Source organism: Maricaulis maris, from assembly GCF_036322705.1.
GTDB classification, from domain to species: Bacteria; Pseudomonadota; Alphaproteobacteria; order Caulobacterales; family Maricaulaceae; genus Maricaulis; species Maricaulis maris_B.
Genome location: NZ_AP027270.1, coordinates 957423 through 983497, shown reverse-complemented (window position 1 = coordinate 983497; position 26075 = coordinate 957423). Strand labels below are relative to the sequence as shown.

Annotated in this window: 27 protein-coding genes; 13 read left to right on the top strand and 14 right to left on the bottom strand. The window is 64.2% G+C overall.

Features of this window, described 5'->3' with window-relative positions; all coding sequences use genetic code 11:
- Positions 1-81: 81 nt before the first annotated feature.
- Genes AAA969_RS04505 through dprA form a run of 4 tightly spaced genes read left to right on the top strand, consistent with a single transcriptional unit; the run spans position 82 to position 4186 of the window.
- Complete coding sequence (locus tag AAA969_RS04505; protein ID WP_338244069.1) at positions 82-1044, top strand: aspartate carbamoyltransferase catalytic subunit; 963 nt, start codon at positions 82-84, stop codon at positions 1042-1044.
- The gene (locus tag AAA969_RS04500; RefSeq protein WP_338244066.1) at positions 1041-2318 is read left to right on the top strand and encodes a dihydroorotase; all 1278 of its coding nucleotides are present in this window, start codon (positions 1041-1043) and stop codon (positions 2316-2318) included. The genes AAA969_RS04505 and AAA969_RS04500 overlap by 4 nt, the downstream gene beginning before the upstream one ends.
- A gap of 12 nt (positions 2319-2330) precedes the next feature.
- Positions 2331-2981 (top strand): glycerol-3-phosphate 1-O-acyltransferase PlsY, encoded by a 651-nt coding sequence (gene plsY, locus AAA969_RS04495; protein ID WP_338244064.1) that lies wholly within the window; start codon positions 2331-2333, stop codon positions 2979-2981.
- Positions 2978-4186 carry a DNA-processing protein DprA gene (gene dprA, locus AAA969_RS04490; protein WP_338244062.1) on the top strand — a complete coding sequence of 403 codons (1209 nt, stop codon included), beginning with the start codon at positions 2978-2980 and terminating at the stop codon, positions 4184-4186. The genes plsY and dprA overlap by 4 nt, the downstream gene beginning before the upstream one ends.
- Here the strand turns inward: dprA and AAA969_RS04485 are convergent.
- From AAA969_RS04485 to AAA969_RS04470, 4 genes are all read right to left on the bottom strand, one after another.
- On the bottom strand, positions 4165-4386 hold the full coding sequence (locus AAA969_RS04485; RefSeq protein ID WP_338244060.1) for a hypothetical protein: 222 nt from the start codon (positions 4384-4386) through the stop codon (positions 4165-4167). The two genes, dprA and AAA969_RS04485, sit on opposite strands and share 22 nt — an antisense overlap.
- Before the next feature lie 68 nt (positions 4387-4454).
- Entirely contained in the window at positions 4455-4940 is a 486-nt protein-coding gene (locus AAA969_RS04480; RefSeq protein WP_338244058.1) for a DnaJ domain-containing protein, read from the bottom strand.
- Complete coding sequence (locus tag AAA969_RS04475) at positions 4940-5827, bottom strand: division plane positioning ATPase MipZ (protein ID WP_425325032.1); 888 nt, start codon at positions 5825-5827, stop codon at positions 4940-4942. The genes AAA969_RS04480 and AAA969_RS04475 overlap by 1 nt, the downstream gene beginning before the upstream one ends.
- A 60-nt stretch (positions 5828-5887) precedes the next feature.
- Positions 5888-6508, bottom strand: coding sequence for an SPOR domain-containing protein (locus AAA969_RS04470; RefSeq protein WP_338244054.1), 621 nt, complete (start codon positions 6506-6508; stop codon positions 5888-5890).
- An 85-nt stretch (positions 6509-6593) separates the two neighbouring features.
- On the opposite strand from AAA969_RS04470, the gene panC reads away from it, so the two are divergent.
- From panC to AAA969_RS04455, 3 genes are read left to right on the top strand one after another with little or no spacing between them, the layout of a single operon-like run.
- Positions 6594-7460 (top strand): pantoate--beta-alanine ligase, encoded by an 867-nt coding sequence (gene panC / locus AAA969_RS04465; RefSeq protein WP_338244052.1) that lies wholly within the window; start codon positions 6594-6596, stop codon positions 7458-7460.
- 53 nt (positions 7461-7513) lie between these two features.
- Positions 7514-8287, top strand: a complete 774-nt coding sequence (locus AAA969_RS04460; protein WP_338244049.1) for a glutaminyl-peptide cyclotransferase — start codon at positions 7514-7516, stop codon at positions 8285-8287.
- A 15-nt stretch (positions 8288-8302) separates the two neighbouring features.
- Entirely contained in the window at positions 8303-8731 is a 429-nt protein-coding gene (locus tag AAA969_RS04455; protein WP_338244047.1) for a hypothetical protein, read from the top strand.
- Positions 8732-8740: 9 nt separating this feature from the next.
- Here the strand turns inward: AAA969_RS04455 and AAA969_RS04450 are convergent, their stop codons facing one another.
- Positions 8741-9178: a DUF1489 family protein gene (locus tag AAA969_RS04450; RefSeq protein WP_338244045.1), complete on the bottom strand. Its 438-nt coding sequence runs from the start codon at positions 9176-9178 to the stop codon at positions 8741-8743.
- A 95-nt stretch (positions 9179-9273) separates the two neighbouring features.
- On the opposite strand from AAA969_RS04450, the gene AAA969_RS04445 reads away from it, so the two are divergent.
- Positions 9274-9732, top strand: coding sequence for a hypothetical protein (locus AAA969_RS04445; RefSeq protein WP_338244043.1), 459 nt, complete (start codon positions 9274-9276; stop codon positions 9730-9732).
- Between the two features lie 12 nt (positions 9733-9744).
- Here the strand turns inward: AAA969_RS04445 and AAA969_RS04440 are convergent, their stop codons facing one another.
- From AAA969_RS04440 to AAA969_RS04405, 8 genes are all read right to left on the bottom strand, one after another.
- Positions 9745-10698: a hypothetical protein gene (locus tag AAA969_RS04440; RefSeq protein ID WP_338244041.1), complete on the bottom strand. Its 954-nt coding sequence runs from the start codon at positions 10696-10698 to the stop codon at positions 9745-9747.
- Between the two features lie 231 nt (positions 10699-10929).
- Complete coding sequence (locus AAA969_RS04435; protein ID WP_338244039.1) at positions 10930-12936, bottom strand: acetyl/propionyl/methylcrotonyl-CoA carboxylase subunit alpha; 2007 nt, start codon at positions 12934-12936, stop codon at positions 10930-10932.
- Positions 12937-12943: 7 nt separating this feature from the next.
- Positions 12944-13789: a DUF817 domain-containing protein gene (locus tag AAA969_RS04430; RefSeq protein ID WP_425325031.1), complete on the bottom strand. Its 846-nt coding sequence runs from the start codon at positions 13787-13789 to the stop codon at positions 12944-12946.
- Between the two features lie 36 nt (positions 13790-13825).
- Positions 13826-14620: an enoyl-CoA hydratase-related protein gene (locus AAA969_RS04425; RefSeq protein WP_338244037.1), complete on the bottom strand. Its 795-nt coding sequence runs from the start codon at positions 14618-14620 to the stop codon at positions 13826-13828.
- A 236-nt stretch (positions 14621-14856) separates the two neighbouring features.
- Positions 14857-15249, bottom strand: a complete 393-nt coding sequence (locus AAA969_RS04420) for a hypothetical protein (RefSeq protein ID WP_338244035.1) — start codon at positions 15247-15249, stop codon at positions 14857-14859.
- Positions 15250-15370: 121 nt separating this feature from the next.
- The gene (locus AAA969_RS04415) at positions 15371-15691 is read right to left on the bottom strand and encodes a hypothetical protein (RefSeq protein WP_338244033.1); all 321 of its coding nucleotides are present in this window, start codon (positions 15689-15691) and stop codon (positions 15371-15373) included.
- A gap of 174 nt (positions 15692-15865) precedes the next feature.
- Positions 15866-16507, bottom strand: a complete 642-nt coding sequence (locus AAA969_RS04410) for an SOUL family heme-binding protein (protein WP_338244031.1) — start codon at positions 16505-16507, stop codon at positions 15866-15868.
- Positions 16508-16569: 62 nt separating this feature from the next.
- The gene (locus AAA969_RS04405; RefSeq protein WP_338244029.1) at positions 16570-18177 is read right to left on the bottom strand and encodes a carboxyl transferase domain-containing protein; all 1608 of its coding nucleotides are present in this window, start codon (positions 18175-18177) and stop codon (positions 16570-16572) included.
- 130 nt (positions 18178-18307) lie between these two features.
- Here AAA969_RS04405 and AAA969_RS04400 point away from each other — a divergent pair, with 130 nt between their 5' ends.
- The 3 genes from AAA969_RS04400 to AAA969_RS04390 all read left to right on the top strand — a co-directional run bounded on the left by AAA969_RS04400 (position 18308) and on the right by AAA969_RS04390 (position 21851).
- Positions 18308-19327 carry a DUF5694 domain-containing protein gene (locus AAA969_RS04400; RefSeq protein WP_338244027.1) on the top strand — a complete coding sequence of 340 codons (1020 nt, stop codon included), beginning with the start codon at positions 18308-18310 and terminating at the stop codon, positions 19325-19327.
- Positions 19328-19503: 176 nt separating this feature from the next.
- Entirely contained in the window at positions 19504-19992 is a 489-nt protein-coding gene (locus AAA969_RS04395) for a hypothetical protein (protein ID WP_338244026.1), read from the top strand.
- A 116-nt stretch (positions 19993-20108) separates the two neighbouring features.
- Positions 20109-21851, top strand: coding sequence for a patatin-like phospholipase family protein (locus tag AAA969_RS04390; RefSeq protein WP_338244024.1), 1743 nt, complete (start codon positions 20109-20111; stop codon positions 21849-21851).
- Here the strand turns inward: AAA969_RS04390 and AAA969_RS04385 are convergent.
- Positions 21848-22072, bottom strand: coding sequence for a hypothetical protein (locus AAA969_RS04385; RefSeq protein WP_338244022.1), 225 nt, complete (start codon positions 22070-22072; stop codon positions 21848-21850). The genes AAA969_RS04390 and AAA969_RS04385 overlap by 4 nt on opposite strands.
- 187 nt (positions 22073-22259) lie before the next feature.
- Between AAA969_RS04385 and AAA969_RS04380 the strand changes: the two genes are divergently transcribed.
- Both AAA969_RS04380 and AAA969_RS04375 read left to right on the top strand, forming a co-directional pair.
- Positions 22260-25022: a glycoside hydrolase family protein gene (locus AAA969_RS04380; RefSeq protein WP_338244020.1), complete on the top strand. Its 2763-nt coding sequence runs from the start codon at positions 22260-22262 to the stop codon at positions 25020-25022.
- Positions 25019-26074, top strand: coding sequence for an amino acid ABC transporter substrate-binding protein (locus AAA969_RS04375; protein WP_338244018.1), 1056 nt, complete (start codon positions 25019-25021; stop codon positions 26072-26074). Before AAA969_RS04380 ends, AAA969_RS04375 begins: the two co-directional genes overlap by 4 nt.
- Position 26075: the final 1 nt, after the last annotated feature.

The following is a 26075-nucleotide window of genomic DNA, read 5'->3' as shown; positions in this document are numbered from 1 at the left end:
CCCCTCCCTTGCTCCCGCCCCCAACTCCCCCTATACCGCCGCAGGACGTATCTGTGTGCCCTTGGCGACCCAGGAGACGGGATGAGCCGCGCGGAATTTTCCTACGACTTCCCCCACCGCCACCTTGTTTCGGTGGCCGACCTCAACCCCGTTGATATCCAGATCATCTTCGAGCGCGCGGCGCATCACCTGGCGGTCAACCGGACGCCGGACAAGCGCACCGACGTGCTGCGCGGGCTGACCGTGCTCAACCTCTTCTTCGAAGCCTCGACACGGACGCAAGGGTCGTTCGAGATGGCCGGCAAGCGGCTCGGGGCCGATGTGGTGAATTTCGCGGTCGCCAGCTCGTCAGCGTCCAAGGGCGAAAGCCTGTCGGACACGGCGCGGACACTGGCGGCAATGAAGCCGGACATCATGGTGGTCCGACACCCGGCCACCGGCGCACCGCAATTCCTCGCTGACCGCACCGGGCTGTCGGTCGTCAATGCCGGTGACGGCATGCATGAACACCCGACCCAGGCCCTGCTCGACAGCTTCACCCTGTCCCAGCGCTGGGGCTCGGTCGGCGGTCGCCGCATCCTGATTGTCGGCGATATCCTGCATTCGCGCGTGGCGCGCTCGAATATCGGCCTCCTGAACATTCTCGGCGCCGAGATCCGCCTGTGCGCCCCGCCGACCCTCTTGCCCTCCGATGTCGACCAGTGGGGCTGCGATGTCTTCCACGATCTCGACGAGGCGCTGAAGGGCTGCGATGCCGTCATGGCGCTGCGCCAGCAACGCGAACGCATGACCGGCGGTTTCGTGCCCTCCGAGCGCGAGTTCTTCCATCTCTTCGGTCTTACCCATGAGCGTCTCGAAGTGGCCTCGCCCGATGTCCTGGTGATGCACCCCGGCCCGATGAATCGCGGCATCGAGATCCACACCAAGCTGGCCGATGATCCCGAGATTAGCGTCATCCTCGACCAGGTCGAGAGCGGCGTCGCGGTGCGCATGGCGATCCTCGAACTGATCGGCGCGAATATCCGCAAGGAGGCCGCGGCATGAGCACCAGCCTCGCCATCATCAATGCCCGCCTCGTCGACCCGGCCTCCGGCCATGACGGTCCCGGTGGTGTCCTGGTCGAGGACGGCGTGATCGCCCAGATGGGCGGCGATCTCGATCTCGAGGCGGCAGAGACGGTGATCGATGCCAAGGGCTGCATCCTCGCCCCGGCCCTGATCGACCTGCGCTGCGCCAAGGAACCGGCCCTGACCCCGGATGGCGAGACGCTGGACACGCTGTGTGCCGCAGCGATGAGCGGTGGTTTCGGCACCATCGTGCTGGCGCCCAATTCCCGCAGCCCGCTGGACAAGGCAGATGGCTTTGCCGGCATGTCGCGCGGGCTCAGCCAGCGCAGCGTCCGGGTCCTGTCAGCCTGTGGCGCAACCCAGGCCCTCGCCGGCGAGCAGATGGCCGAGATCGGCCTGATGGTGCGCGGCGGTGCCGTCTATGCCGGACAGGGCGACCGACCGATCGCCGATACGCGGCTGATGCGGCGCCTTTTGTCCTACAGCAGCCAGTTCGATATCTGGCTGGCCTGTCGCCCGGCCGATGCCCACCTGTCGGCCGGCACCGTGGCACTGGAAAGCGACTGGTCAGCCCGGGTCGGCATCCCGGCGGAACCGGCGGTCTCCGAACGCATCGCCATCGAGCGCGACGCGGCGCTGGCCGAGCTGTCCGGCGGAAAGCTGATGATCGACCGCCTGTCGACCGCCGCCGGTCTCGACGCGCTGCGCCATGTGCGCAGCCGCGATCTCGAGATCGCCGCGACCGTGGCGGTGGCCCACCTGACGCTCAACGAAGTCGATGCCGGCGGGCTCGACAGTGCCTTCCGCATGGATCCCCCGCTGCGCAGCGAAGCCGACCGGCTGGCACTGGTCGAAGCGGTCGCCGCCGGTGAAATCGATGCCATCGTCTCGGATCATCGCCCGACCCCGTTCGATGACAAGGGCGAACCCTTTGCGCTGGCCATCGCCGGAACCCTGAGCCTCGAAACCATGCTCGGCGCGATGCTCGGCCTGGTGCATGACGGCGAACTGTCGCTGCTTGACGCGCTGCGTGTGATGACCAGCGGTCCGGCCGATATTCTCGGTTTGCCGCAGGGCCGGATCCGGGTCGGTGCGCCGGCTGATCTCATTCTCATCGACGGCGACAAGCCGTGGGTCTGTCAGCCCGATGGCTTTGCCTCGGCGCGCGGTAATTCGGCCTGGGCCGGACGCCGTTTCCAGGGACGGGTCTTGCAAACCATCGTCGCCGGGGACACATTATACAACTCTTAGGTGTAGATTGACATGACCGCTCTTCTGATCGCGCTCTCCGCCGCCGGTGGCTATCTCTTCGGCTCCATCCCTTTCGGACTGGTGCTGACCCGCATGGCCGGGCTGGGCGATATACGCGCCATCGGCTCGGGCAATATCGGCGCCACCAATGTGCTGCGTACCGGCCGCAAGGACCTCGCGGCCCTGACCCTCATCCTTGACGCCGGCAAGGCCGGCATCGCGGCCGCCGCCTTCGGCTATTTCTTCGGTACCACGGCCGGCCTTGTTGCCGGCGGCTTCGCCTTTGCCGGCCATTGCTTCCCGGTCTGGCTCGGCTTCAAGGGTGGCAAGGGTGTCGCGACCTTTGTCGGCACCATGCTGGTCGTGTTCTGGCCGGTCGGCCTCGCGGTTATAGCGACCTGGCTGATCATGGCTGCCATTTTCCGGATTTCCTCTCTCGCTGCCCTGGCCGCCGCGATGGCGGCGCCTTTTGCCGCCTATCTGTGGGGGCGGGCGGACGTTGCCCTGATGGCCGGCGTGCTGACCGTGCTGATCTACTGGCTCCACCGCGCCAATATCAGCCGCCTGCTCAAGGGCGAGGAGCCGCGCATCGGTGGCAAGAAGGACGCGGCCGGTACCGATGGTGATCAGGACGCTGACGAGCCGGACACGCCCGCCTCATGACAGAGGCGGGGCCCAGCCACACCGAACGGGTGATGTGGCTGCGCCTCGCGCGGACAAGCGGACTGGGCGCGACTGGCTTTGCCCGCGCCATTGCCCGCTATGGGGACGCCGAAACGGCCCTCGGCGACCTGCCGGCCCGCGCCCGTGCCGCCGGTCACCGCCGACTGGATATCCCCGGCCCGGACCGCATCGAAGCCGAGCTCGACCAGATCGAGCGCGCCGGTGCCCGCCTTATTACCGGCCTTGACCCCGTCTACCCGGCCCTGCTCGCCGCCATCCCCGGTCCACCACCGGCGATCATCGTGCGCGGAGACCTGTCGCTGCTGAAGCGCCCGGGCTGCGCCCTGGTCGGAGCCCGCAACGCCTCGGCCGTCGGGCTGCGCTTTGCCCGCGAGCTGGCACACGGGCTGGGCCGCGAAGACCTCGTCATCATCTCCGGCCTGGCCCGCGGCATAGACGGGGCCGCCCATGCCGGTGCGATCGAGAGCGGGACGATTGCGGTTCTCGCTGGCGGGATCGATCATATCTATCCACCCGAGCACGCCGCCCTGCACGAACGCATTGGTGAGACCGGCCTCCTTCTGTCGGAAATGCCACTGGGACGAACGCCCACGGCGCGGGATTTCCCGCGTCGAAACCGGCTCATATCCGGTCTGGCGCTTGGCACGCTGGTGGTCGAAGCCGCACTGCGGTCCGGCTCGCTGATCACCGCCCGCTATGCCGGGGAGCAGGGCCGCGAGGTGATGGCGGTGCCCGGCTCACCGCTCGACCCGCGCGCCCGCGGTTCCAACCAGCTCCTGCGCGATGGCGCCCACCTGATCGAGAGCGTCGACGATGTCCTCGCCATCCTCTCGCAAGCCCGTCCACCTGCAGCGCCGGGCTGGCAGGTCCAGGACATCGAGCCCGAAGTACCGGGCAACCTGTTCGACGATGACGGACCCGATGGCGCGCTTGAGGACGCGCTCGACGCCGCTGCCGCCGAACCGGACAGTGAGCCAATCGCAGACGGCGGAGACTCGCCGTCCCTCGCGCCACTTGAGCGGCTGCGGGCCCTGCTGTCGCCCGCCCCGGTCTCCGGTGATGAACTCGCCCGGGCGGCGCAGCTTCCGGTCGGCGAGGTTCAGGCCATGCTGATGGAGCTGGAGATGAGCGGCGAGATCGCAACACTGCCGGGCGGCCTTGTTCAGCGTCGGCGCCAGAGCTGATCGAGCCGGGAGGCCTCCATCTCGACGTAATTGGCGGCCAGTTCGATCAGGCACGCACTCTGTCCATAGCCTTGATGGAAAGCGTCCTCGCTGAGGCGGCGCAAGGCCAGTGACAGGCGATCGGAGTCAGCGGTCAGGGGCCGAACGCCGGGCAACGGATGACCGAACAGATCATGACCGGGCCTGCTGTTTCGCGACACCTCTGCCTCCCTTGCCAAATCGAAGCTAGGGCAAAAATTGCGAAAACACAACCTTGGGTTATTTCCGATCAGGATCCGAGGTGATGGAGCAGCAGGTCGCGGGCCTCCTGGACCTGACGGGCAAGGGCTGCCGATCCCTCACCGGTATCGGGATGGAGCTTTTTCATCAGGCGTCGATGCGCGTCACGTATCGCTTCACGATCAGCGTTCTCGTCGACCCCGAGAATCTCGCGCGCCTCCGCAAGGCTCATTCCGCTGGTCATCCCCGAGCGACCCGACCGTCCCTGTCCCGATGCCCCGGACTGGCCGTCACGGCCAGAGCCCGGGCGACCGCCCCGCAGGACCTCGCCGAGCATGCCGAGACCGAACAGTCCGATCGGTCCGCCGAGAATGATCCCGCCGCGCAGCGAGATGATCGCACCCGCCAGCAGCGCCCCGCCGCCGAGCAGGACACGGACCAGCCGCGCCGCCTTGGCGGTCTTCTGCCGCGAAAACCACCAGGCCGCTCCCAGCAGGGCCAACAGGGCCAGGGTTCCAAGCGCGATAGGAGCCATCAGAACGGGATGGCCTCGCCCTGCAGTCCGGGCAATTTGAGCACGATCAACAGGTCACGCAGCTCCTGACGGGCCGCAACATGGCTCATGGTAAAGGTCACGCTCGACCCGTTTTCGGTCAGGTCGAGCAGGGTCAGTCCCAGCGGGAAGAGTTCGCGATAGATGACCCGTTCGGCAAAGCCCGGCGCAAGCCGGAAGCCGATCCGCTGCGAGAGCATTTTCAGCCCCTCGCCGACGCGGCGCTTGTTGCGCGCATCGAGCATGGAAATCCGGTTCCGCATCACGACCCAGTCGATCGAGCGTTTCTCCAGCTGGGCCTTGCGCTTGCGGCACTCCCACAGCATTTCTGAATACACACTGGGCTTGCCGACCTGATAGGTCTCGGGGTCAATCTCGGCGAGCAGGTCGAAATCGACAAAACTGTCATTGACCGGCGTGATCACCGTATCGGCGCTGGAATGAGCGAGCCGCGAGTACAGCGTATCGGCGCCCGGCGCGTCGATGATGATAAAGTCGCAATTGGTCTTGAGCCGGGTCAGCGCCTCGGAGAAACGCTCGGTTTCCTCGGCTTCGATCAGATCGAGATCACGCTGGGCGCTCGGCGTGAGAATGACTTCCTCCGGCCGCGGCAGCGACAGGCCATGACGCTCGCACCAGCGCTGACGGTTCGACAGATAGCGACCAAAACTGCGCTGGCGCAGATCCAGATCGATCGCCCCGACGGTCTTTCCCATCCGAAGGAGGGCGACCGCGAGATGCATGGCGACCGTGGATTTTCCCGCACCGCCCTTTTCATTGCCGACGACAATGATATGCGCCGCGCGGACACCCTCGCGGACCCGACCCAGCGGTCGTGCAGGCAAACGAAAACCGGTCTGACTTGTCATCATGCCTCAAATCCAGGCCACGTATCCTACACGCCAGATCCCTGCGCACAGATAGCGATTCTAGTCGCTCGCAGCCGAGGCCATATCCGCCATGCGCCGACCGGAGAAGTCAACCACGGCACAGTACTCACCGGTCGCAATCAAGGCCCGACAGACAGTGCGGGCCTCGTCGGCGGTATCGAACGGTCCGGCCTTGAGTCTCAGATAGCGCCCCTGCCCGGCAATTTCGACTTCGCTGAGACGCGCGTCGAGGCTGCCGAGGAGATCGCCATGCGCGCTGACCAGTTCGCCCCAGCCCTCGCGGGCGGTCTCGACGCCGCGATAGGAAGCCAGATGGACAGCGTGCCGCAGACTTGGCGCATCGACCATGTCCGCAGGGGGCGGCGGTAGGTCTGCGGCAATCGCAGGCCGGACATCGGGCACTGTCGGCGTCTCGTCCGGCGCGTTGAGCGCCATGATCGCATCAGCCAGCGCCCGCAGCTCCGGCGAAACACCGTCAACCGCCTCGGGGTCGAAGCGGGCGAGATGGGCCAGCTCCCGGGATACCGCGTCGGCCAACTGGGCGTTCCGCGTCGGGGCGATGGCGGCCTCGCGCTCGATGGTCGCGGCGGTTTGCGGCGCAGAGGGCGTCGCGCATCCGGCGACGCTCAGGGCTGCTAGAAAAACAATCAGTCGTTTCATGTCATTATCTATAGACGAATTCCCATCGCTTGCCTCTATCATCGCTTATGATAATCCCCAAGCGACCGGTTTTGTGGACCCCTTCATGATCACGCAGCAAATACCGCATGCCACCACCATCTCCGCCCTGCGCACGCGGGTGCGCAGCTGGCGCGATGACCGGCTGAGCGTCGGCTTCGTGCCGACCATGGGCGCCCTGCATGACGGTCACATCTCGCTCGTCCGGCTGGCCAAGGCGCAGTGTGACCGCGTGGTCACCAGCATCTTCGTCAATCCCAAGCAGTTCGCGCCGGGCGAAGACCTCGACGCTTATCCGCGCACGCTGATGGATGATGCGGAGAAGCTGACCGATGCCAAATGCGACCTGATCTACCTGCCGACCCCGGAGATCATGTATCCCGAAGGATATTCCGCAGGCGTCACCCTGAAGGGTCCGGCGCTCGGCCTCGAATCGGCCGCCCGCCCGCACTTCTTCGACGGCGTGGCGACCGTGGTCGCCAAGCTCTTCAACCAGGTCCGGCCCGACATGGCCTTCTTCGGCGAGAAGGATTACCAGCAATTGCTGGTCATCCGGCAGCTGGTTAAGGACCTGGATATCCCGGTCGAGATCCTGGCCGGCGAAACCGGGCGCGACCGCGACGGGCTCGCCCTGTCCTCGCGCAACGCCTATCTCGATGCCGACCAGCGCCGCCGGGCCGGGCAGCTCAACGTGATCCTCAAGGAGTTTGCCGCGGCACTGGAAGCGGGCACCGGCCACAAGGCGGCGCGCGAGATCGCATACACCGCCGCCAGCGAGACCTTCGACAGCGTCGACTATATCGAAGCGCGCTGCGCCGCGACGTTGGCCGAACCCGGAGACGGACCGATCACGCAGCCGGCACGTGTCCTTGCAGCAGTCAGGTTGGGTTCAACTCGCCTGATTGACAATCGGGCAGCCAAACCGCCAGCCTGACGCCGCAGCCGGCTTCGCTGGCAGCCAGTCATTACCGGGGGGAGACCCGCCTCATGTTCGCCCGCACCCTTCTTGCCTTAGCCCTGTGGGGCGGTCTGCCACTCGTCGCCTGCGCTCAGGCGCCGGAGATCATCCGGCCGGAAGTCGTGGCCCGCTACCCGCATGACGCCAACGCCTTCACCCAGGGCCTTTTCATCCATGACGGCGAGCTCTACGAGAGCACCGGACGGGTCGGTCAGTCGAGCCTGCGGCGGGTCGATCTGGAGACCGGTCTGGTCCAGCAAAGCACCGCCATCGCGCCGCCGATCTTCGGCGAGGGCTCGACCCGGATCGGCGACGAGATCTTCATGCTCAGCTGGGTCTCCGAGCGCGGCTTCATCTTCGATGCCGAAACCTTCGAGCAAATCGACACTTTCAGCTATCCCGGCGAAGGCTGGGGCCTGACCCATGACGGCACTCACCTCATCCTTTCCGACGGCACGCCGGAGCTGCGCTTCCTCGATCCGGAAACGATGACGCTCGATCACTCGATCAATGTGACGCTCAATGGACGCGCGGTACGGCGGCTGAACGAGCTGGAATGGATCGACGGCATGATCTGGGCGAATATCTGGGAGACCCGCTCCATCGTCCGGATTGATCCACAGACCGGCGTGGTCGACGCCATGATCGACCTTACCGCCATCATTCCGCCGGAAGTCGACGGCCGCCGCGACGCGGTCGCCAACGGTATCGCCTGGAATGCCGAGACCGGTCAGATCTACGTCACCGGAAAGCTGTGGCCCGCCCTGTTCGAAATCCGCTTGCCGGATGCCAGTGACGACTAGACCGCGAGAACCCACATGCGCCTGCTATCGGCCAGACTTGATCGCCCGTCCCTCACCTACTGGATCGCCTTGGGGCTGACCGGGCTGATAGTGGCCTATATGGGGATATGGACGATTGGCGTGCTTGCCGTCCTGTTGACCGACTCGACCAGTCAGATGTTCGGCGTCAGCCTGCGTGATGTTATCCGATATACACAGGCCATCGATCTGGTCCTGTTTTTCGCCGCGACCAGCGCCTTCGCCCTGACCTTTGCCCTGCTCTGCACGCGGCGCGCGATCAGTGCCGTCTCGCTCGGCGCCGCGATCATGTTGCACTTTGCGCTGTGGATCAGACTGACCACCAATCCCGTCTATGACGCCCCCATCGCGTTGCTGGTCATCGCGATCGAAGTTGTTGACCTGTTGTTGATTTTGCGACTGAGCCAGCGCCAGGCACGCCGTTAGGGCGGCATCCTACCAGGCGCCCAGCTCCAGCAATTTCGCCCGCAGCTCGCCCGGAAGCCCGTCGCCGCCCTCACCGCCACCACCAATATCGCGCGGGGCATCCTCGGGCTTGAGATAGCGCCAGCCCTGGAAGGGCCGACGTGGCGCGTTGGCGGTACGGATGATCTCGGGCGACATCAGGATGGCACACCGCTTGATCCCGTCACCGCCGGTCACCTGTTCCAGCGAAATGATCTCGGACCGGCACTGGATCGCGCCGCCCATCACCCAGTAGAGCGATCCACCGGCCTCGACCTCGTCCTTGCGGGCGGGGAACATGCGCGTCACATGCATCGCCACCTCCGGCTCACCGGCCGCCCGGCGCGCCGCCATTTCGCGGTCGCGATAGGCTTCCAGTTCCTCGACCGAGGAAACACCAACGCAGAGTTTGACGATGTGAATAGTCATGGCCCAGCAGTTAGGGCGACTCCGGGCCAGGGTCAAAGCCCGTCCGCCGGGCGCTTTCGCTGGACAGCGCGGCGCGCGACCGCCTTACTGCGGTGATGCCCCGTTCAGCGACAAAAGATCCGGCCCGTATTGCCCGCACCACACTGATTATCCTGTGCGGGCTGCTTCTCCTGGTGCCGCTCTTCTTCGTCGGTCAGATAGGGCTGCACCGGCTCGGCCTGCCGGAATTCAATGCCTTTGGCCGCGATGGCCAGAATCTGCTCGCCAACACGCCGACCGTCTCGCTCGTCGCGCCCTTCATCCGGATCCCGTTGCTGATCCTGACCGTGATCCTGTTGTTTCGAGCGCCGCAGGGTGCGGCGGCCTGCTTCGTGCTGGCCACAGCGGTCCACCTTGTCAGCTGGGTGAGCATCCTCACCAACGCCTACTTCACCTTGCCCACAGGCTACATCACCCTGGCATTGGAAGCGGCCGCGCTTTACCTGTTCGTGCGCTACCCGGCGCTGCGAACGCCGCGGCCCGCGACAGGCCACAGCGAGACGCAAACCGGCTAGCCGGCAGCGCCGTCAGGCCGCCTGGCGATTGATGAAACCGTCCGGCGCATCAGGGTCGATGTCAAACGTGCGTTCCGACTTCGGCATCGGGCGCGCGGTCTCGCCAAACAGGCGGATCTTGAGTTTGATGGCAAAGCTGAGGGCCCGCTTCATCAGGGCACCAAGGCCATCCGTCCGGGTCTCCTTGGGCACATAGCCGAACTGGCGACGCAGGACGCCATTCGCGAAAAGCACCGAATTCTGCAGCCGGGATTGCGGCGTCGAGATCTCGAACGGCACCGAGACATTCACGCCCGACTGGTTCTCGATCCGGTGCGGCGCATGAAGCGGCCAGTTGGCGGCCATGCCGGGATGCAGGTCGACGGTGAAGGCATCCTTGTCCCACGCCGGGTCAAACGGGATGTCCTCGGTCTTGTCATGATGCAGCACGGCCTCGACATCATCGGTGTTGAGATAGGGCAGCTTGGGCGGATAGGTGCGGAAGCGTTTCACGCCGCGCATGTGCCACAGCATGGTCTCGGAGACGTCCGAGTGCAGGAAGACCTGGGCCGATGGCGAGGAGATCAGGATACCGGCCTCGGCAACCAGCGGCCGGAAGGACGGGTCGGCCTTCTTCATGTCGGCCAGCATGGCGTCATAGATCGGGCGATATTCGGGATCCTGGTCCATGGCATGTCGCAGATTGATCCACAGCTTGCCCTTGCGAACGGCCTCGATCAGCTCCAGCCCGGACAGCGCGCCCGGATCACCAGCCCGCCAGCTGTCATGGTCGGTCGCATCATCGCCCATGGTGCAGAAATCGATCATGTCACGCGGGTGACGCTCGATCAGAGCGGCCAGGGCCACGTCGGAAAAGGCGTGATGTTCATGATAGTTATGGCGAACGGTCACCGGCTGGTGGCGAAACTTGCGCTTCGCATCATCCGACCAGGTCGACCTGAACTGATCCATATAGGTGTCACGCATTGATCCATCTCCCGTGATGTCTCCCGTGAAGGAGCAAGAGATGTGCCGGGTTCGCGTGTGGGGGGATAAGTGGGGCTGTCTTGTCATGACAGCGTGTCACGACGTCGGCCAACGGCCGGACCCGTCCATACCTGGCTTGCCGGGAGCCCGATACGGCCCGCTGGCTGACAAGCCAACAATGGATCAAAGCGCTCGCGCGCTATCTCAACGGGGCGCCCTGGATCGTGTCACTCAGGCCGCCACCACCTCGTCCAGCGCCTCCAGCGCGACCAGTACATCGCCTTCAGCCACCTGACCGCCCGTCTCGACGGTCAGCTCGCCAATCACCCCGTCGCGCGGTGCGGCCAGCGCGTGTTCCATTTTCATGGCTTCCAGCACGACCAGGGCCTGACCCTTGGTCACGCTGTCGCCAGCCTTCACGTGCACGGCCAGAACCTTGCCCGGCATCGGCGCCTTGATCACGTCGCCGGCTTCCAGCGCATCGGCGGCGGCTTCCGGATTGTCATAGGCAAACAGGGTCGACCGTCCCTGACAGGAGACCAGCATGCCGGCCTCGAGCGCTTCGCAGACCGCGCTGACCACCTCGCCATTGACGTGGGCGGTGAAGCTATAGCCCTGGTCGAGATTCTCCAGCGACAGGGCGCGCAGCTCGGCTGTCTGCCCGAGCGCCGTGACGGTGAGGCTGCGCGGACCCCGGCCAAGCGCAGTGGTGAACGTCTCCTCGCCCACCACAAAACGATGCTCGAGACGCGGCGAGGCGTTGAGACGCCAGCCATCGGCCGCCTCGAACGGGTCGAGGCTACCGCCCAGGACCGGACGCAGGTCGAGCGCGCCAAGCACGGCAAAGGCGGCATCGGCCGGATTGACGGCGGCCGGGACCAGCGCGTCGATATTGGCCTCGATGAAGCCGGTCGACAGGCGCGCGGCGAGGAAGTCCTCGTGCAGCACTGTGCGACGCAGGAAAGCGGCATTGGTGCGCACCGGATAGACGATGAGATCGTCGATCATCTCCGCGAGCGCGTGCGCCGCTTCGAGGCGGCTTTCGCCGCGGGCGATCAGCTTGGCGATCATCGGATCGTAGAAGAGCGAGACCTCGCCGCCCTCCTCGACCCCGGTATCGACCCGGCGACCGGCGGCGGTCTCAGGGAATTCGAGGCGCTCCAGTGGGCCGGTCGAGGGCAGGAAGCCGGCAACCGGGTCCTCGGCATAGAGGCGCGCTTCCATGGCATAACCCGAGAGCCGGATCGTGTCCTGCTCCGGCACGGAACCCCCGGCGGCGACCTTGAGCTGAAGCTCGACGAGGTCGAGGCCTGTGACCATTTCGGTGACTGGATGTTCGACCTGCAGGCGGGTATTCATCTCCATGAAGAAGAAGCCGTCCTCGCGCAGGGCGCCGGATCCGTCGACGATGAACTCCACCGTGCCGGCGCCGACATAATTCACGGCCCGGGCGGCATTGATCGCGGCAGAGCACATGGCCTGGCGGACATTCGGCGTCATGCCCGGCGCCGGGGCCTCCTCGATCACTTTCTGGTGACGCCGCTGCAGCGAGCAGTCACGCTCATAGAGGTGGATCACGCGGCCGCGGCTGTCGCCAAAGACCTGGACCTCGATATGGCGCGGATTGGTGATGAATTTCTCGATCAGAACGCGGTCATCGCCAAAGCTTTTCGAGCTCTCGCGCTTGCAGCTATCGAGCGCGGCGAGGAAGTCCTCGGCGGCCTCGACCTTGCGCATGCCCTTGCCGCCGCCGCCGGCGACCGCCTTGATCAGGACCGGATAACCGATCCGCCCGGCCTCGGCGGCGAGATGGGCCGGCTCCTGGTTTTCACCGTGATAGCCCGGCGTGACCGGCACACCGGCCTTTTCCATCAGCGCCTTGGCCTGGTCCTTGAGACCCATGGCCCGGATCGCCTCGGGGGACGGACCAACGAAGATGATGTTGTTCTTGGCACAGGCTTCCGCGAAGCCCGCACTCTCGGACAGGAAGCCATAGCCCGGGTGGATGGCATCGGCGCCGGTGACGATGGCGGCCTCGATGATCTTGTCGGCCAGGAGGTAGCTCTCCGAGGCCGGGGCCGGGCCGAGCAGGATCGCCTCATCGGCCTCGCGGACATGGGGCGCTTCGGCGTCCGCCTCGGAATAGACGGCAACGGTACGGATCCCCATCCGCTTGGCGGTCCGCATCACGCGGCGGGCAATCTCGCCGCGATTGGCGATCAGAAGGGTCTTGATCATGAGCCTGTCATCCCCGTGGTCTGGTGTCGTCCCGTGATGGGTCTTTGCGTCGGTATTGCACAGCGGCCACGAGGACGAAACTGATGATCATCAGAAGGTACCAGCTGCCCAGCTTGGCCAGCGACACCATGTGCCAGTCCGCCTCCTGCCCCGGATAGGACCAGGCACGGGCCAGGGTGCCCAGATTCTCGGCGAACCAGATGAACAGCGCGACCAGTCCGAAACCAACCACCAGCGGCATCGGCCGGTAGGCCTCGTCGGGCCGGAACCAGATCACACAGCGGCCATAGATGAAAGCGGTCGCGACGAACAGGAAAAGCCGGATATCGGGCCCGAAATGATGCGTGAAGAAATTGATATAAACCGCTGTCGCCAAAGCGAATTGCAGCCATAGATTCGGAAAGCGGTCGAATCGGAAATCGAAGATGCGCCAGACCCGCGCGATGTAGGATCCGACCGCCGCATACATGAAGCCGGAGAACAGCGGCACGCCGGCAATGCGCAGCAGGCTCTCCTCGGGATAGACCCAGCTGCCGGCCGCCGTCTTGAAGATTTCCATCACCGTGCCGACAACATGGAAGACGGCAATCACCCGCGCCTCTTCCAACGTCTCCAGCCGGGTGACCAGCAGGGCGACCTGGATCAGGATGGCAAACAGGGTGATCGCGTCATAGCGCGCCAGCGGGGCGGTCTCGGGATACCAGAGCCAGGTCGCGACCAGCATGGCCAGCATCAGCCCACCGAACAGGCAGGCCCAGGCTTGCTTGATGCCGAAGCTGACAAACTCGAAAACCGCCAGTGTCCACGGCCCGCGGACCCACCAGGCCCGCAGCGCGGCGCGCCGGGCGTGCAGCCAGGCGCGCGGATCGGCTCTCCCGGTCAGACGCCCCTACTCCGCCCAGCTCGGCTTGCGGCGCTCCAGGAAGGCGCTGAGACCTTCCTTGCCCTCATCCGAGGCGCGGCGGCGGGCGATCGCCTTGGCGGTATGGACGGCGAGACCGTGATTGATCTCCTGATCGGTCACATCATCGACCAGCTTCTTGGCATCGGCGACGGCGCCCGGCGCTGCCGAAAAAGCCAGCTTGGCGAGATGTTCTTCCATCAGTGCCATCTCGTCCTCATTCTCGACGACATATTGGGCGAGACCGATCTGGTGCGCGAAGGTACCATCAAAGCCTTCACCCGAGGCAAACAGGGCGCGCGCCCAGCGCGGGCCGATGGCGCGGATGACGAAGGGCGAGATGGTCGCCGGGGTCAGGCCGAGGCGGACTTCGGAGAAGCGGATCTTGGCGTCCTTCATGACAATCCCGACATCGCAGGCGGCCAGCAGGCCGGCACCGCCGCCCATCGCCGCGCCCTGGACCAGGGCGACGGTGAGTTGCGGCAGGTCGTAGAGCCGCTTGAGCATGGTGGCGAGCGCCATCGCATCCTCTTCATTGTCGGCCTCGGTGTAATGCGCCGCCGCCTTCATCCAGTCGAGATCGGCGCCCGCCGAAAAGCTGCCGCCATTGCCACGCAGGAAGACGATCCGGACCTCATCGCCATTGGCGCGCAGGGTCTCGAACGTGTCGGACAGCTGGGCGATCACCTCGGCATTGAAGGCATTGTGCTTGTCGGGACGGTTGAGCGTGACCACGGCCACACCGGCCGGGCTGACATCAAGCAGGACGGGGGCATCGGACATGGCGGTCTCCACGGGGTCGCGAACACATGAATTCAATCCCCTAGGCTTAGTCCTCTCGGGCGGCAGCAACAAGTCGGGAGGTCATTCTCGTCGCAACCCGGCACCGGCGAAGCGCCGACCGATGCCGGTCGCAGAGGCGCAAAGAAAACGGGCCGCCGGTATCCCGGCAGCCCGCAATTCCTCCGGCCCGGCCCCGCCCCAAACGGTTCCGGACGGGTATCAGTCCCTCGCCGCGGTCAGTCGCCGCGGAAGACCAGGCCCTTGATAATCGACAGGATGATGATGGCCACGAAATAGCCGATCGCCAGCGCGCCGAGATAGAGCTGATAGGGTGTCTGTGTGAACAGCTGACCGAACGCCATGATGTCGAAATCGCCGGCACCACCGCCGCGCACCATCGGCATCACCACATCGACGATGATGTGAATGATCACGCCGACCACGGTGAAGATCAGGATGGCCCCGAATTCACGCATGAGAAGCGCCAAAACAAGCGCAATAACGCCCATCTGGATACCCAGCGGCATCCAGTTCACGACCGTGCCGTCACCCGCATTCGCCAGCAGGCCCGGCATGAAGAAATCAATAGCGGGCTGGATATAGCCCATGATCTGATCGATAAATTCCATTATGCGGTCCCCTTCCGCCAAAAAACGCTGCCCCTAGCTTACCCCAAGACAGGTGCACGGTGTTAACGATCTCTTTAATTTTTCACTTTGAAAAGCGGGTTCTCCTCAGAGGCGAGTTTTATTAACTTTTTGTGACCACACGCTTGATCGCGAAGAGAATTCCGATCACGACGAAATAGCCCACAAAAAGCACGGCCGCCTCGCGCCAGAAATGCGCCTCCAGCAGCGGCGGCAGGCTGAACCCGCCAACCTCGGCCACCACCGGCGCGATCCACTCGATGACCAGATGCGCGATGGTGGCACCGGCCGCCATGAACGGCAAACGGGTCCATTGCCGCAGCAAAAGGGTTGAAACGGCCGCAATGATCAGGCCGAGCAGCGCATTGACCTCAGCGAACCCCTCGCGGGCAAAGCTGAGAAATTGTTCCACAAATTCCGGCATACCACCCCCTCGCCGCCCCTTCACTGGGATGGCAGTGTCGCTACAGGGCAAGAGCATTGAACGGAATTACCGATTTGTCACCCCGGCGCCCCGAGCGAATCCCGCGCAGCCCGGGCAAGCGCATCGGCGACAGCTGGGTCTGAGATCGGACAGCAGCCACAGCCGGCCTGGCACTTAGTCCGAAGCGATCTCGATCATCACTTCATTGCGACGGAACGGGGTCGGGACCCAGGGCGGGTCGTAGCGGGCATAGACGGGCGCACCCAGCATTTCGTGACCATGCTCGGCCAGATAGGCGGTGAGCTCGTCGGCCTTCTCGGCAAAGCGCGCGTCTGACGGACCACCGGAGAAGCGAATGACCGCCATCCGTCGTGCCGGAATCTCGGTCAGCGTAACCCGCGGGTCGTTGGGGACCGGCAGGGTCTCCATGGTCCATTCCGTCGGCATGATAAAGGCCACGCGCCAGCTGCCACCCGTTTGCATGGACTGGGTCACCGGCGACGTCATGGCGATCTCCTGCGACCGGGTCTGGGTCACCGGGGTTGTCATGGCGATTTCCGAAGAGCCCTCACCGTCGCGCGCGGTATTGCCGCCGAAGATATAGCCCGCGAGCGGGCGAAAGCCCGAATTGCCGGCTCGCGACATGGAACCGTCAACCTCGACCTCGGCCGCGATCTGGGGCGCATAGTCCCGTATCTCGATGGCGCCATCGCGCATGACGACGGTATGTGGCGGCTCGTCGGCCGCCTGGGCTGGAGCACTCATGCCCAGGGTAATGACAGACAGGGCGAGCGCAGACAATCGGGCCAGGGCCATGGATGTTCTCCTTCTGGGAGAATCTACGCTGGCATCGGCCGATCGGATCGCCGGCCGGTCGTCTACATCCGGAAAATGCCGAACTTCGTCTTCTCGATCGGGGCGTTGAGGGCGGCGGACAGGGACAGGCCCAGCACGCGGCGCGTGTCGGCCGGGGCGATGATCCCGTCATCCCACATCCGCGCGGTCGAGAAATAAGGATTACCTTCGGCCTCATAGGCCTCGCGTACCGGCGCCTTGAAGGCGGCTTCCTCTTCCAGCGACCAGTCCTCGCCGCGGGCTTCCATGCCGTCGCGCTTGACGGTCGCCAGCACCGCGGCCGCCTGCTCGCCGCCCATCACCGAAATGCGGGCATTGGGCCACATGAAGAGGAAGCGCGGGGAATAGGCGCGGCCGCACATGCCGTAATTGCCGGCGCCATAGGAGCCGCCAATGATAACGGTGAATTTCGGACCGCGATAAGTCGAGACCGCGGTGACCAGTTTGGCACCGTCCTTGGCGATGCCGCCAGCCTCGTATTTCGAGCCGACCATGAAGCCGGTGATGTTTTGCAGGAAGACCAGCGGGATGCCGCGCTGGGCGCACAGCTCGATGAAGTGGGCACCTTTCTGGGCACTCTCCGAGAACAGGATGCCGTTATTGGCAATGATACCGACCGGCATGCCGTAGAGGCGCGCAAAGCCGGTCACCAGGGTCTCGCCATAGAGTTTCTTGAATTCGTCGAACTCGGAGCCGTCGACCAGACGCGCGATCACTTCGCGAACATCATAGGGTGCGCGGATATCAGCCGGGACAACGCCGCCCAGCTCTTCGGGATCATAGGCCGGCTCGCGCGGGTCGGTGAGATCGAGGTCGACCCGCTTGACCGTGTTCAGCGTCCCCACGATCCGGCGGGCGGTGTGCAGGGCGTGCTCGTCATTGGCAGCATAATGATCGGCCACGCCGGAGACGCGGGCGTGGACATCGGCACCGCCGAGATCTTCGGCCGAAATAACCTCGCCCGTGGCCGCCTTCACCAGCGGCGGACCGGCGAGAAAGATGGTGCCTTGCTTGCGCACGATGACGGTCTCGTCCGACATCGCCGGCACATAGGCGCCGCCGGCCGTGCACGAACCCATCACCACGGCAATCTGGGGAATGCCCTCGGCCGACATGTTGGCCTGGTTGTAGAAGATACGGCCGAAATGGTCGCGGTCGGGAAAGACCTCGGCCTGGTGCGGCAGGTTGGCGCCACCGCTATCAACCAGATAGACGCAGGGCAGCCGGTTCTGCATGGCGATTTCCTGCGCCCGCAAATGCTTCTTCACCGTCATCGGGTAGTAGGCGCCGCCCTTGATCGTCGGATCATTGCAGACAACCATCACCTCTCGCCCGGAAACACGCCCGATACCGGCAATCATGCCGGCGCCGTGGACATTGCCCTCATACATGCCGTTCGCCGCCAGGGCGCCGATCTCGAGGAAGGGCGAGCCGGGATCGAGCAGGCGTTCGACCCGCTCGCGCGGCAAAAGCTTGCCGCGGGACAGGTGTTTCTCGCGCGAGCGTTCGGATCCGCCGACTGCAGCGGCCGCAGTGCGGACCTGCAGGTCAGCGACCAGATCATCCATCGCGGCCGCATTTTCCTGAAACGCGGCGCCGGTCGTGTCGAGCGCGGAAACGAGCTTGGTCATGGAGGCCCCGATAGCTGCAATCGTGCTGGCTGATTAACCCGCAGACTGCGTTGAAGGCAAACAATCATGCATCCAGATCACGCTCTGGTCGCATCCTGATGCCCTGAATGCACATGCAGGGGAGAAAATCATGCGCGCAATCGTGACAGCCATCAGCCTCGCCATCGTCGTCTGCCTCGCGCCGGCCAGCCAGGCCCAGGACGCGGATACGCTGCCTCAAGGGCAGGTCATGGTGCTGGGCACCTTTCACTTCACCGGCGGTGGCCAGGACATGATCAATCCGGAGGTGGACGACTTCCTCGCACCGACACGCCAGGCCGAAATTGCAGACGTTCTGGACCGGCTGGAAGCCTTTGCGCCCACCCGCATCGCGGTCGAGCTCATGCCGGAGCACGAAGTCGCCTTCAACGCCCGCTACGCGGAGTTCCTCGCGGGCGAGCGTGAGCTGGGCGTGAATGAACGCCAGCAGATAGGCATGCGGCTCGCTGCCCGCCTCGGGCATGAGCGCCTGTACGCGGTGGATTCCCAGGGCGGCATGGATTTCGAGGCCATGATGTCGGCCGCCAATGCCGCCGGCCAGACACGCCTGCTGGGGCAGTGGGAGCAATATATCGGCGAGGTTCAGACCTATATGTCCGCAATGGATTCGCTCGATCGCAGCATTCTCGAGCGCCTGATTACGGAAAACTCCGCCGAGACCAAGGAGTATCACAATCTCTACCTCCTCCTGGCCCAGATGGGCGGCATCGACGACCCCGCGGGCGCTCGCGAGATGACCCGCTGGTGGGGCCGCAATCTGGAAATCTTCGCCAATGTCGCGCGGATTGCGGAACCCGGCGAACGCGTGCTGGTGCTCTACGGGGCCGGGCACAAGGCCTTGCTGGACCAGTTCGTCGACGAGGCCCCCAATCTGGTCTGGGTGGATTCGCTCGATTATCTCGGGACCGAGCAGCTGGTCGGTGTCATGCCCAAGCACAGGTCATCCGGACCGTATGGCCCGGGCCGCGATTATCTTGGTTTTGAGGTGCGGAGCGCGTATGGTTGGCGGATCGAAACGCCGGTCGTAATTCTTAATGACGCGCGACACCGGTTAAGACATGATTCAGGACTCGCTCGCACCCTTGTGGGGACTGAAGCCGCTTTGCGGTAATGTTGGTTCGATTAGGGTCGGAGGTGTTTATGCGCCTGCAAAGTCTTGTTACTGCAACGCTTTTTACGATTGTGGCCACAGAGGCGGAAGCCCGGCAGCCGAATGATTCGGCGGCCTGGATCGCGGGAATCACCGAAGCTGACAGCGCCATGCCCATGCGCTGGCGGGTTAACACCGTGCAGACTTCGAACACCCCGGTTCTGCTGGAATTCGGACGCTCCGACACGTCCGATATTGCTGCCCTGTCGGGCCAGGTGGACATCTATCCGTTCGGCGATGAGTTCTATCTGTCGGCCGGCACCGTGACGCAGCGTGGCGACCGTTCGGTCCCGGCCTGGATGCGGCAGGCGGAAGGCCCCGCCTGGGCGGCCTTTCCCCATGCCGAGCTCTCCGAAGAGCTCAAACACTCCAGTATCGACGCCCTGACGCGCTATTTCGGCGCCGGCATCACGGTGCGGACCATCGATGCCTGGAGCATCACCATGGAAGGTGGCGCCTATTTCCGCGACACCAGCGAAGACCGCCTGGTCCTGTTCGATCCCGACACCGGGACCCAGGCGACCCTGCTGGACGATATGGATGACCTCGCCGGCGACGCGGTCGGCGAGACCCAGTCGCGCTCGGTTCGCCCGGTCGGCCATCTGGTCCTGCGGCGGCGCTTCTGAGCCTGGCGTCCGATCCTCCGCGCTGAGGCGCGGGATCACACCGCACGCTCATCCCTCTTCATAACCGACCGGCGCGGCCCTAGAGTGGAAGCCGATTCAAGCCGCTGGCGGTTCCCATGCCTCTCAACCTCTCCTTCCTGCCCTTTCTCAACCGGGTCGAGAAATCGGTCCTCGACGCTGTCGAGCACGAAGTCGAGTGGTTCTGCCTGCCGGCGGGCAAACTTCTCTTCCGCGAAGGCGATGACGCCGACGCCATCTATCTGGTCCGCTCCGGCGCGCTGGCTGCCTTCCGCAATGGCGCGCTGGGACGACCGGACCTGATCGGCTATATCCGGACCGGCGAGCCGGTCGGCGAGATGTCGATGCTCGACGAGACCCCGCACTCGGCCAGCGTCTACGCCCTGCGCGACAGCGAGCTCGTCCGCCTGCCCAAGGCCAGCTTCGAGCGCCTTACCAACAAGCATGCCGGCCTGATGCGGGAATTGTCGCGCATGATGCTGACGCGGCTGCGCGGGCCGCGGCGCGCCTCGGGCTCGGAGCCCAAGGTCTTCGCCCTGATCAGTACCTCGCCGACGATTGATCTCGACTATCGCGCCAAGGAATTGTCCGCGACCCTGACCGGGATGGGTGTCAGTTGCGCCATCGCAGACGAGAACTGTGCCGACTGGAGCGGCCAGAAGCTCGATGCGCTGGAAGCCAAGCATGAGGTGGTCCTGCTGACCGCGCGCTTCTCCAATCCGAACTGGGCCCGCCGGGCGATGGGCCGGGCTGACCGGATGTGGCTGTTCGCCCGCGCCGATGCGCGGCCCTCGACCCCGCTTCTCCCGGACGACCCCTCGCCGGCCATGCGACTGAAACTACTCGATGTCGTCCTCTTGCACCCCGGCGGGGTGACGGCAGCCTCGCGGCCCCAGGACTGGGCCAATGCGGCGGACGCGGCCCGCGTCTTTCACTGGCGGCAGGATCATCATGTCGCCGACACCGCCCGGCTCGCACGCACGCTGTCGGGGCGTTCGGTGGGGCTCGTTGTGTCGGGCGGTGGCGCCCGGGCCTATGCCCATATGGGCGCCATCCGGGCCTTGCGCGAAGCGGGCGTGCCGTTTGATTTCGTCGGCGGCGCCTCGATGGGCGCCATCATTGCGGCCGGGGTCGCGCTCGACTGGTCCGATGACGAGCTGGAACGGCGCATTCGCAAGGCCTTTGTCGAGTCCAACCCGCTTGATGACTGGACCCTGCCGGTGGTCTCCCTAGCCAAGGGTGAGAAGGTCGATGCGCGCCTCGAAGAACATTTCGGCGATGTCGAGATCGCGGAGATGGTGCGCCCCTATTTCTGCCTGTCCTCAAACCTCGCCAGTGGTCGGCCGCAAGTCCATCGCTCCGGCACGCTGCGCCATGCCCTGCGCGCCTCGATCGCCATTCCCGGCCTGTTGCCGCCGGTGGTGGTCAATGGCCAGATCCTGGTCGACGGGGCCGTCTTCACCAATTTCCCGGCCCGCGAGATGCGCGCCTTTCATCGTGGTGCTGTGGTTGGCGTCGATGTGACGCGGGCCCAGGGCCTCAATCCCGCCGATTTCGAAAACCCCCCGGGCTTTATCGAGTGGGTCCGCAAGCACGGCCTGAAATCACCGCCCCCGATCGCCTCGCTCCTGATGCGGGCGGCCACGATCGGGGTCGCCGATCACCGCGATATCGGGCGCGAGGCGGCCGATCTGCTGATCCTGCCAGAAACCTCGGTCGATATCCGGTCCTGGGACCGTTTCGAGGAAGTGCGCGACGCCGGTTATGAAGCTGCCCAGGGCATGCTGGCCGGCATAGACGACGAGATGCGGGTCACGCTGGGCCTGAAAGCGGCCGGCTAGTCACGCCCCCAGAAATGCCACCAGGACGGTTCCGCCGCTTCGTCCAGACCCAACCAGCCCCGCACGACCTGCTCGGCGGGATCGACCGCTGCCCAGGCAGGCACCCAGGACTCGATGAGCGCATCCACTTGCGGCGACAAAACGGACGCAACGAAACCAAGCCCGACGATTGTCACCAGAAGGGTCAACAATGGTTTGAACAGGTCTGCCAAAAATTTCATTGCCTTCGCTCCGGCTATTTCAACATCAGGCTAGCACTCAGCCACCGGGCATGCACGCTGCTCCGCCTCAAGCGGACAGGTTTCCAATCCCGTGTACGGGGAATCTAATGTCATTCTCATGGCTTGGCACGATAATTGCGTTTTCGAAACTGATGTTGCGTTCTGGACAGTGATTTTGAGGTGCAAGATGACGGGCCTGCTTCGGCTCATTTTCTTGGCGGCGATTCTGACCGCCCTCTCGGCTTGCCAACCCGGCGGGCAGACGGCCGACGTCTATCCACCCGCTGTCGAAGAACGTGTCGCGCTCGTCATCGGAAATGCCGCCTACAGGAACTTCACGCGCCTCGAGGGTGCTGAAGAAGATGCGGAACTTGTGGCCGATGCCTTGCGCAGACAGGGCTTCACGCTTATTGGCGGCGGCGCGCTGCACAATCTGAACTGGGCGCAAACCGTCCAGTATATGCGTGTATTTGAAGCCCAGATGAATGCAGGCGGCGTTGCCGTGTTCTATCACTCAGGGCATGTGGCACAGGTCAATGGCGAGAATTTCCTCATTCCCGTTGACGCAGAAGCATGGGGCCCGGACGCCGTCGATAGCCAATTGGTACGACTGGCCGGGAGTTTTCGCCCGCCTGCCGACAGAGAGCCCCGGATCAAACTCATCATGCTTGATCGGACTTTGCCCGGACCTTTGCTCGAAGGCCCGACCCCCGTTCTGGACATGGCGCTCGCAGACGAGGTCCTCGACCACAACGAGATGCAGATCTTCGCTGCGACTCCGGGAAGCCTGATTCCGGATGCCGGCAATATTCTGGGGGAAACAAGCCCGACCGGTGACGGCCCGCACATTTCCGCGCTCGCGCAGGCCTTTGCCGACACGCTACGCACGCCCTATTCCGACATTATCCGGGTTGCCTACCAAGCGAGTGTTATTGTCGCCGAAGAAACCAATGACCGTCAGCATTTGTCCATTCGCTTCGGGCAAGACATTGATAGCGCGGGTCCGCTTGTTGGAACACTCGGTTCGAACAGCCTCCTTTCTCGGCTCGACGAAGCGGAACGGAGTCTTTTGACACGCGAGAACTCGCGTCGGGTGGCGACACGCGCCTCTGTTTCCTCACTTGTCGGGTCAGAAACACGCAGCGTGCGTGCAGTGAGTGACACAGTCGCAACCCTCACGGTCCTGAATATCGACGATACATTTCCTGCGTCGCGGGCAGGCCGCGTTCTCCTCACGGATAATGCGCTTGAAGTCGAACGGCTTGAGGCCTGGCGTCGCGTGCTTGAGCAATCACGCGCGTCGACACTCGACGACTGGCAGAAGGCCGCCATCCTGTCTGTGACTAGCTCGACCTCAAGCAATCGACTGCACGCCGCCGGCATTGACCAGGCTCTGGAAACCGGCGAGTTCGCTGATTTGCCGGATGCCATCGAGCGACTTGCGGACGCATCGGCCGGTCAACGCCATGACAGCCTCTCGATAATGCGACGCCGCATCATCGAGCGAGCCTTGTTTGAATTGCCCACACGCGGCCATGGCGCAGGCGCAATTGTCGCGGCCTTCCCCCGGACCGGCGTGGACGCAGACCTTGAACCTGGCGTTCAGCTGGACACCGCCCTCAACCGAGCGCGCTCCGCCGTGGCGGATTGCTCGCCTACACCTCTCAACGCAAACCAGATGGAAGCGCTGGCCTCCTTCGCGGTCTCGATATCCGTTGAAACATTTTCCAGATCGGCGATTTGTCGACGCCTTGGTGATGGTAATGTCTACGCCGTGGCTCGCGAACTCGCCTTCTCGTCATTCCGCATAGAAGCCGGACGCATTATCCATGACGAGCAGCTGCTCCGTCGGCGCGCTTATGAAACAGCCCTTTTCCTTGCGGTCACGCAGGGCGCCGCGCGAGACCGTCTCCATGAGATCCGGCTTTCTCGCGCGCTGGAGGAGCAGGGCATTGAGATTGCGCCCGATGCGACAGTTGCCGAACTTGTTGCCGCCTCGCGTCCGCAGGCCGAATCTGTCGCCGCGCCAAGCGCCGAGGTCGCCCAAGCATTCTCGGCAGCGAGCGGATTACGAAATGCCGCCTACTTCATTCGAATGTTTGAAGGCCTTGAACTGGACGCCTACCAGGACATTGTCGGCGTCTGGACGATCGGATTTGGCACGACCGGTCCGGACATTGGCCCGGGCCTGCACATCACGACTGATCAGGCAATGAGGTATCTTGAGGACTATGTCGAAACTGACTGGCGCGAGCTGGAACCGGCTATTGAAGCGGAGCTCTCACCCAATCAGCAAGCGGCCATACTCTCTCTGTCCTACAATGTAGGGCGCAATCGCGTCGCCGAGAGCACACTTGTCAGTGCGCTCAATGAGGGAGACATGGCGGGCGCGGCCGACCAATTCCTGGCCTGGAACCAGGCCCGCATCAATGGTGAGTTGACCATCGTGCGCGGTTTGGATCGTCGGCGCCACGCCGAACGCGCCCTGTTCAACCTCTCTCCGGACACCGATATTGCGGAAAGCGTGATTGCGGCCAACGTTCCACTTTTGACCCAGCGTGTGGAGATCGACGAGGACCGGGGCATGATCGGATATGGCTCAGTCATGCCGTTGAACGGCACGCCCAACCGCATGGACGAGGAGGCTGCACGGGAACAGCTTCAGGCCGACCTCGCGAATGTCAGGGCCCGGGTCAGCAATCAACTCTCCCAGCCGCTGGAACCGCTCCAGATCGAGGCTTTGACCATTCTGGCTTATACGATGGGCGAACAGCGCTTCGCACGTACGCCCGTCATGACCTATGTCAATCAGGGCAACACCCAGGCCGCGCTGGCAGCAATCGGCTATTGGGATGAAAGCCAAACCGGGATGGCAGGGCAGCGCCTTGAAAACCTGAGCGAAATTCGCGCCAGTGCCGCCGCACTGTTCACCATGGGATTCAGATCATGACCCGGTTCAGCCTCACCGATATCGGACGCTCGATTCTCATCACGCTGGCTTGCAGCCTTTCAGCGGCGAGCTATGCCCAGGATACCTCAGCCATCCAGTCCGAGACGCTGGCCGTGGTGCATGAGCGCGGCACTTTGCGCTGCGGCGTCAACCCGTCGCAGACAGGGATGGCCCGCCAGAATGCGCGAGGCCTCTGGGAAGGGATGGGCATTGATCTTTGTCGTGCCATTGCGGCGGCAACCTTGGGCGATCCGAACGCCATCGAGTTTGTGCCGGTAACAGCGCGGACCCGCTTCACCGCCTTGCAGTCCGGTGAAATCGACGTGCTCAGCCGCACAACAACCTGGACCTTTTCGCGCGACACCACGCAAGGCGTCGATTTTATCGGCCCCTATTTTATTGAGGTAGAAAGCCTGCTCGTCCGCGCTAGCACCGGCTTCACAACAGTCGCCGAACTGGACGGACAACCCATCTGCGCCGTGACCGGAAGTTTGACCGAAACAGTCCTGCGCAATTATCAGGCACAGCTCGGCATTGAGATCGAGTTCGTCCCGGTCACCGGGACCGAAGACTATGCGCGTGCCTATGAATCGGGTCGCTGCATTGGCGTGACCGATGGCAAGGCAGGCCTGGAAGCCTTGCGCGCCGCACAGATAGACCCGGACAGCCACCGCATCCTGGACGAACAACTGGCCTTGTCGCCCCTTTCGCTGGCAGTCCGTCACGGCGATGACCGGTGGGACGACATCGTTCAATGGACATTCAACGCGCTTGCAACCGCCGAACTCCTCAATGTCACACAGACCAATGCGCAGCGTCTCTCCGTTGAGTCCCGGCACCCCATTATCCGACGCATGATCAGTCCCGAAGGTGGCTCCGGGGCCTTGCTGGGTCTTGAGGCGAACTGGGCCCTTCGCGCCATCCAGGCTGTCGGAAATCTCGGCGAGATCTACGAGCGCTCCTTTGGCCCCGAAAGCGCGTTGCCGATCGAACGAGGGCGTAGCGCCCTTTGGCAGAATGGCGGCATGATTTTTTCAGCCCCGTTCGAATGAG

Coding starts and splice junctions, on each gene's coding strand:
- AAA969_RS04505 (WP_338244069.1), top strand. CDS start 82: ATGAGCCGCGCGGAATTTTCCTACGACTTCCCCCACCGCCACCTTGTT.
- AAA969_RS04500 (WP_338244066.1), top strand. CDS start 1,041: ATGAGCACCAGCCTCGCCATCATCAATGCCCGCCTCGTCGACCCGGCC.
- plsY (WP_338244064.1), top strand. CDS start 2,331: ATGACCGCTCTTCTGATCGCGCTCTCCGCCGCCGGTGGCTATCTCTTC.
- dprA (WP_338244062.1), top strand. CDS start 2,978: ATGACAGAGGCGGGGCCCAGCCACACCGAACGGGTGATGTGGCTGCGC.
- AAA969_RS04480 (WP_338244058.1), bottom strand. CDS start 4,940: ATGGCTCCTATCGCGCTTGGAACCCTGGCCCTGTTGGCCCTGCTGGGA.
- AAA969_RS04475 (WP_425325032.1), bottom strand. CDS start 5,827: ATGACAAGTCAGACCGGTTTTCGTTTGCCTGCACGACCGCTGGGTCGG.
- AAA969_RS04470 (WP_338244054.1), bottom strand. CDS start 6,508: ATGAAACGACTGATTGTTTTTCTAGCAGCCCTGAGCGTCGCCGGATGC.
- panC (WP_338244052.1), top strand. CDS start 6,594: ATGATCACGCAGCAAATACCGCATGCCACCACCATCTCCGCCCTGCGC.
- AAA969_RS04460 (WP_338244049.1), top strand. CDS start 7,514: ATGTTCGCCCGCACCCTTCTTGCCTTAGCCCTGTGGGGCGGTCTGCCA.
- AAA969_RS04455 (WP_338244047.1), top strand. CDS start 8,303: ATGCGCCTGCTATCGGCCAGACTTGATCGCCCGTCCCTCACCTACTGG.
- AAA969_RS04450 (WP_338244045.1), bottom strand. CDS start 9,178: ATGACTATTCACATCGTCAAACTCTGCGTTGGTGTTTCCTCGGTCGAG.
- AAA969_RS04445 (WP_338244043.1), top strand. CDS start 9,274: ATGCCCCGTTCAGCGACAAAAGATCCGGCCCGTATTGCCCGCACCACA.
- AAA969_RS04440 (WP_338244041.1), bottom strand. CDS start 10,698: ATGCGTGACACCTATATGGATCAGTTCAGGTCGACCTGGTCGGATGAT.
- AAA969_RS04435 (WP_338244039.1), bottom strand. CDS start 12,936: ATGATCAAGACCCTTCTGATCGCCAATCGCGGCGAGATTGCCCGCCGC.
- AAA969_RS04425 (WP_338244037.1), bottom strand. CDS start 14,620: ATGTCCGATGCCCCCGTCCTGCTTGATGTCAGCCCGGCCGGTGTGGCC.
- AAA969_RS04420 (WP_338244035.1), bottom strand. CDS start 15,249: ATGGAATTTATCGATCAGATCATGGGCTATATCCAGCCCGCTATTGAT.
- AAA969_RS04415 (WP_338244033.1), bottom strand. CDS start 15,691: ATGCCGGAATTTGTGGAACAATTTCTCAGCTTTGCCCGCGAGGGGTTC.
- AAA969_RS04410 (WP_338244031.1), bottom strand. CDS start 16,507: ATGGCCCTGGCCCGATTGTCTGCGCTCGCCCTGTCTGTCATTACCCTG.
- AAA969_RS04405 (WP_338244029.1), bottom strand. CDS start 18,177: ATGACCAAGCTCGTTTCCGCGCTCGACACGACCGGCGCCGCGTTTCAG.
- AAA969_RS04400 (WP_338244027.1), top strand. CDS start 18,308: ATGCGCGCAATCGTGACAGCCATCAGCCTCGCCATCGTCGTCTGCCTC.
- AAA969_RS04390 (WP_338244024.1), top strand. CDS start 20,109: ATGCCTCTCAACCTCTCCTTCCTGCCCTTTCTCAACCGGGTCGAGAAA.
- AAA969_RS04385 (WP_338244022.1), bottom strand. CDS start 22,072: ATGAAATTTTTGGCAGACCTGTTCAAACCATTGTTGACCCTTCTGGTG.
- AAA969_RS04380 (WP_338244020.1), top strand. CDS start 22,260: ATGACGGGCCTGCTTCGGCTCATTTTCTTGGCGGCGATTCTGACCGCC.
- AAA969_RS04375 (WP_338244018.1), top strand. CDS start 25,019: ATGACCCGGTTCAGCCTCACCGATATCGGACGCTCGATTCTCATCACG.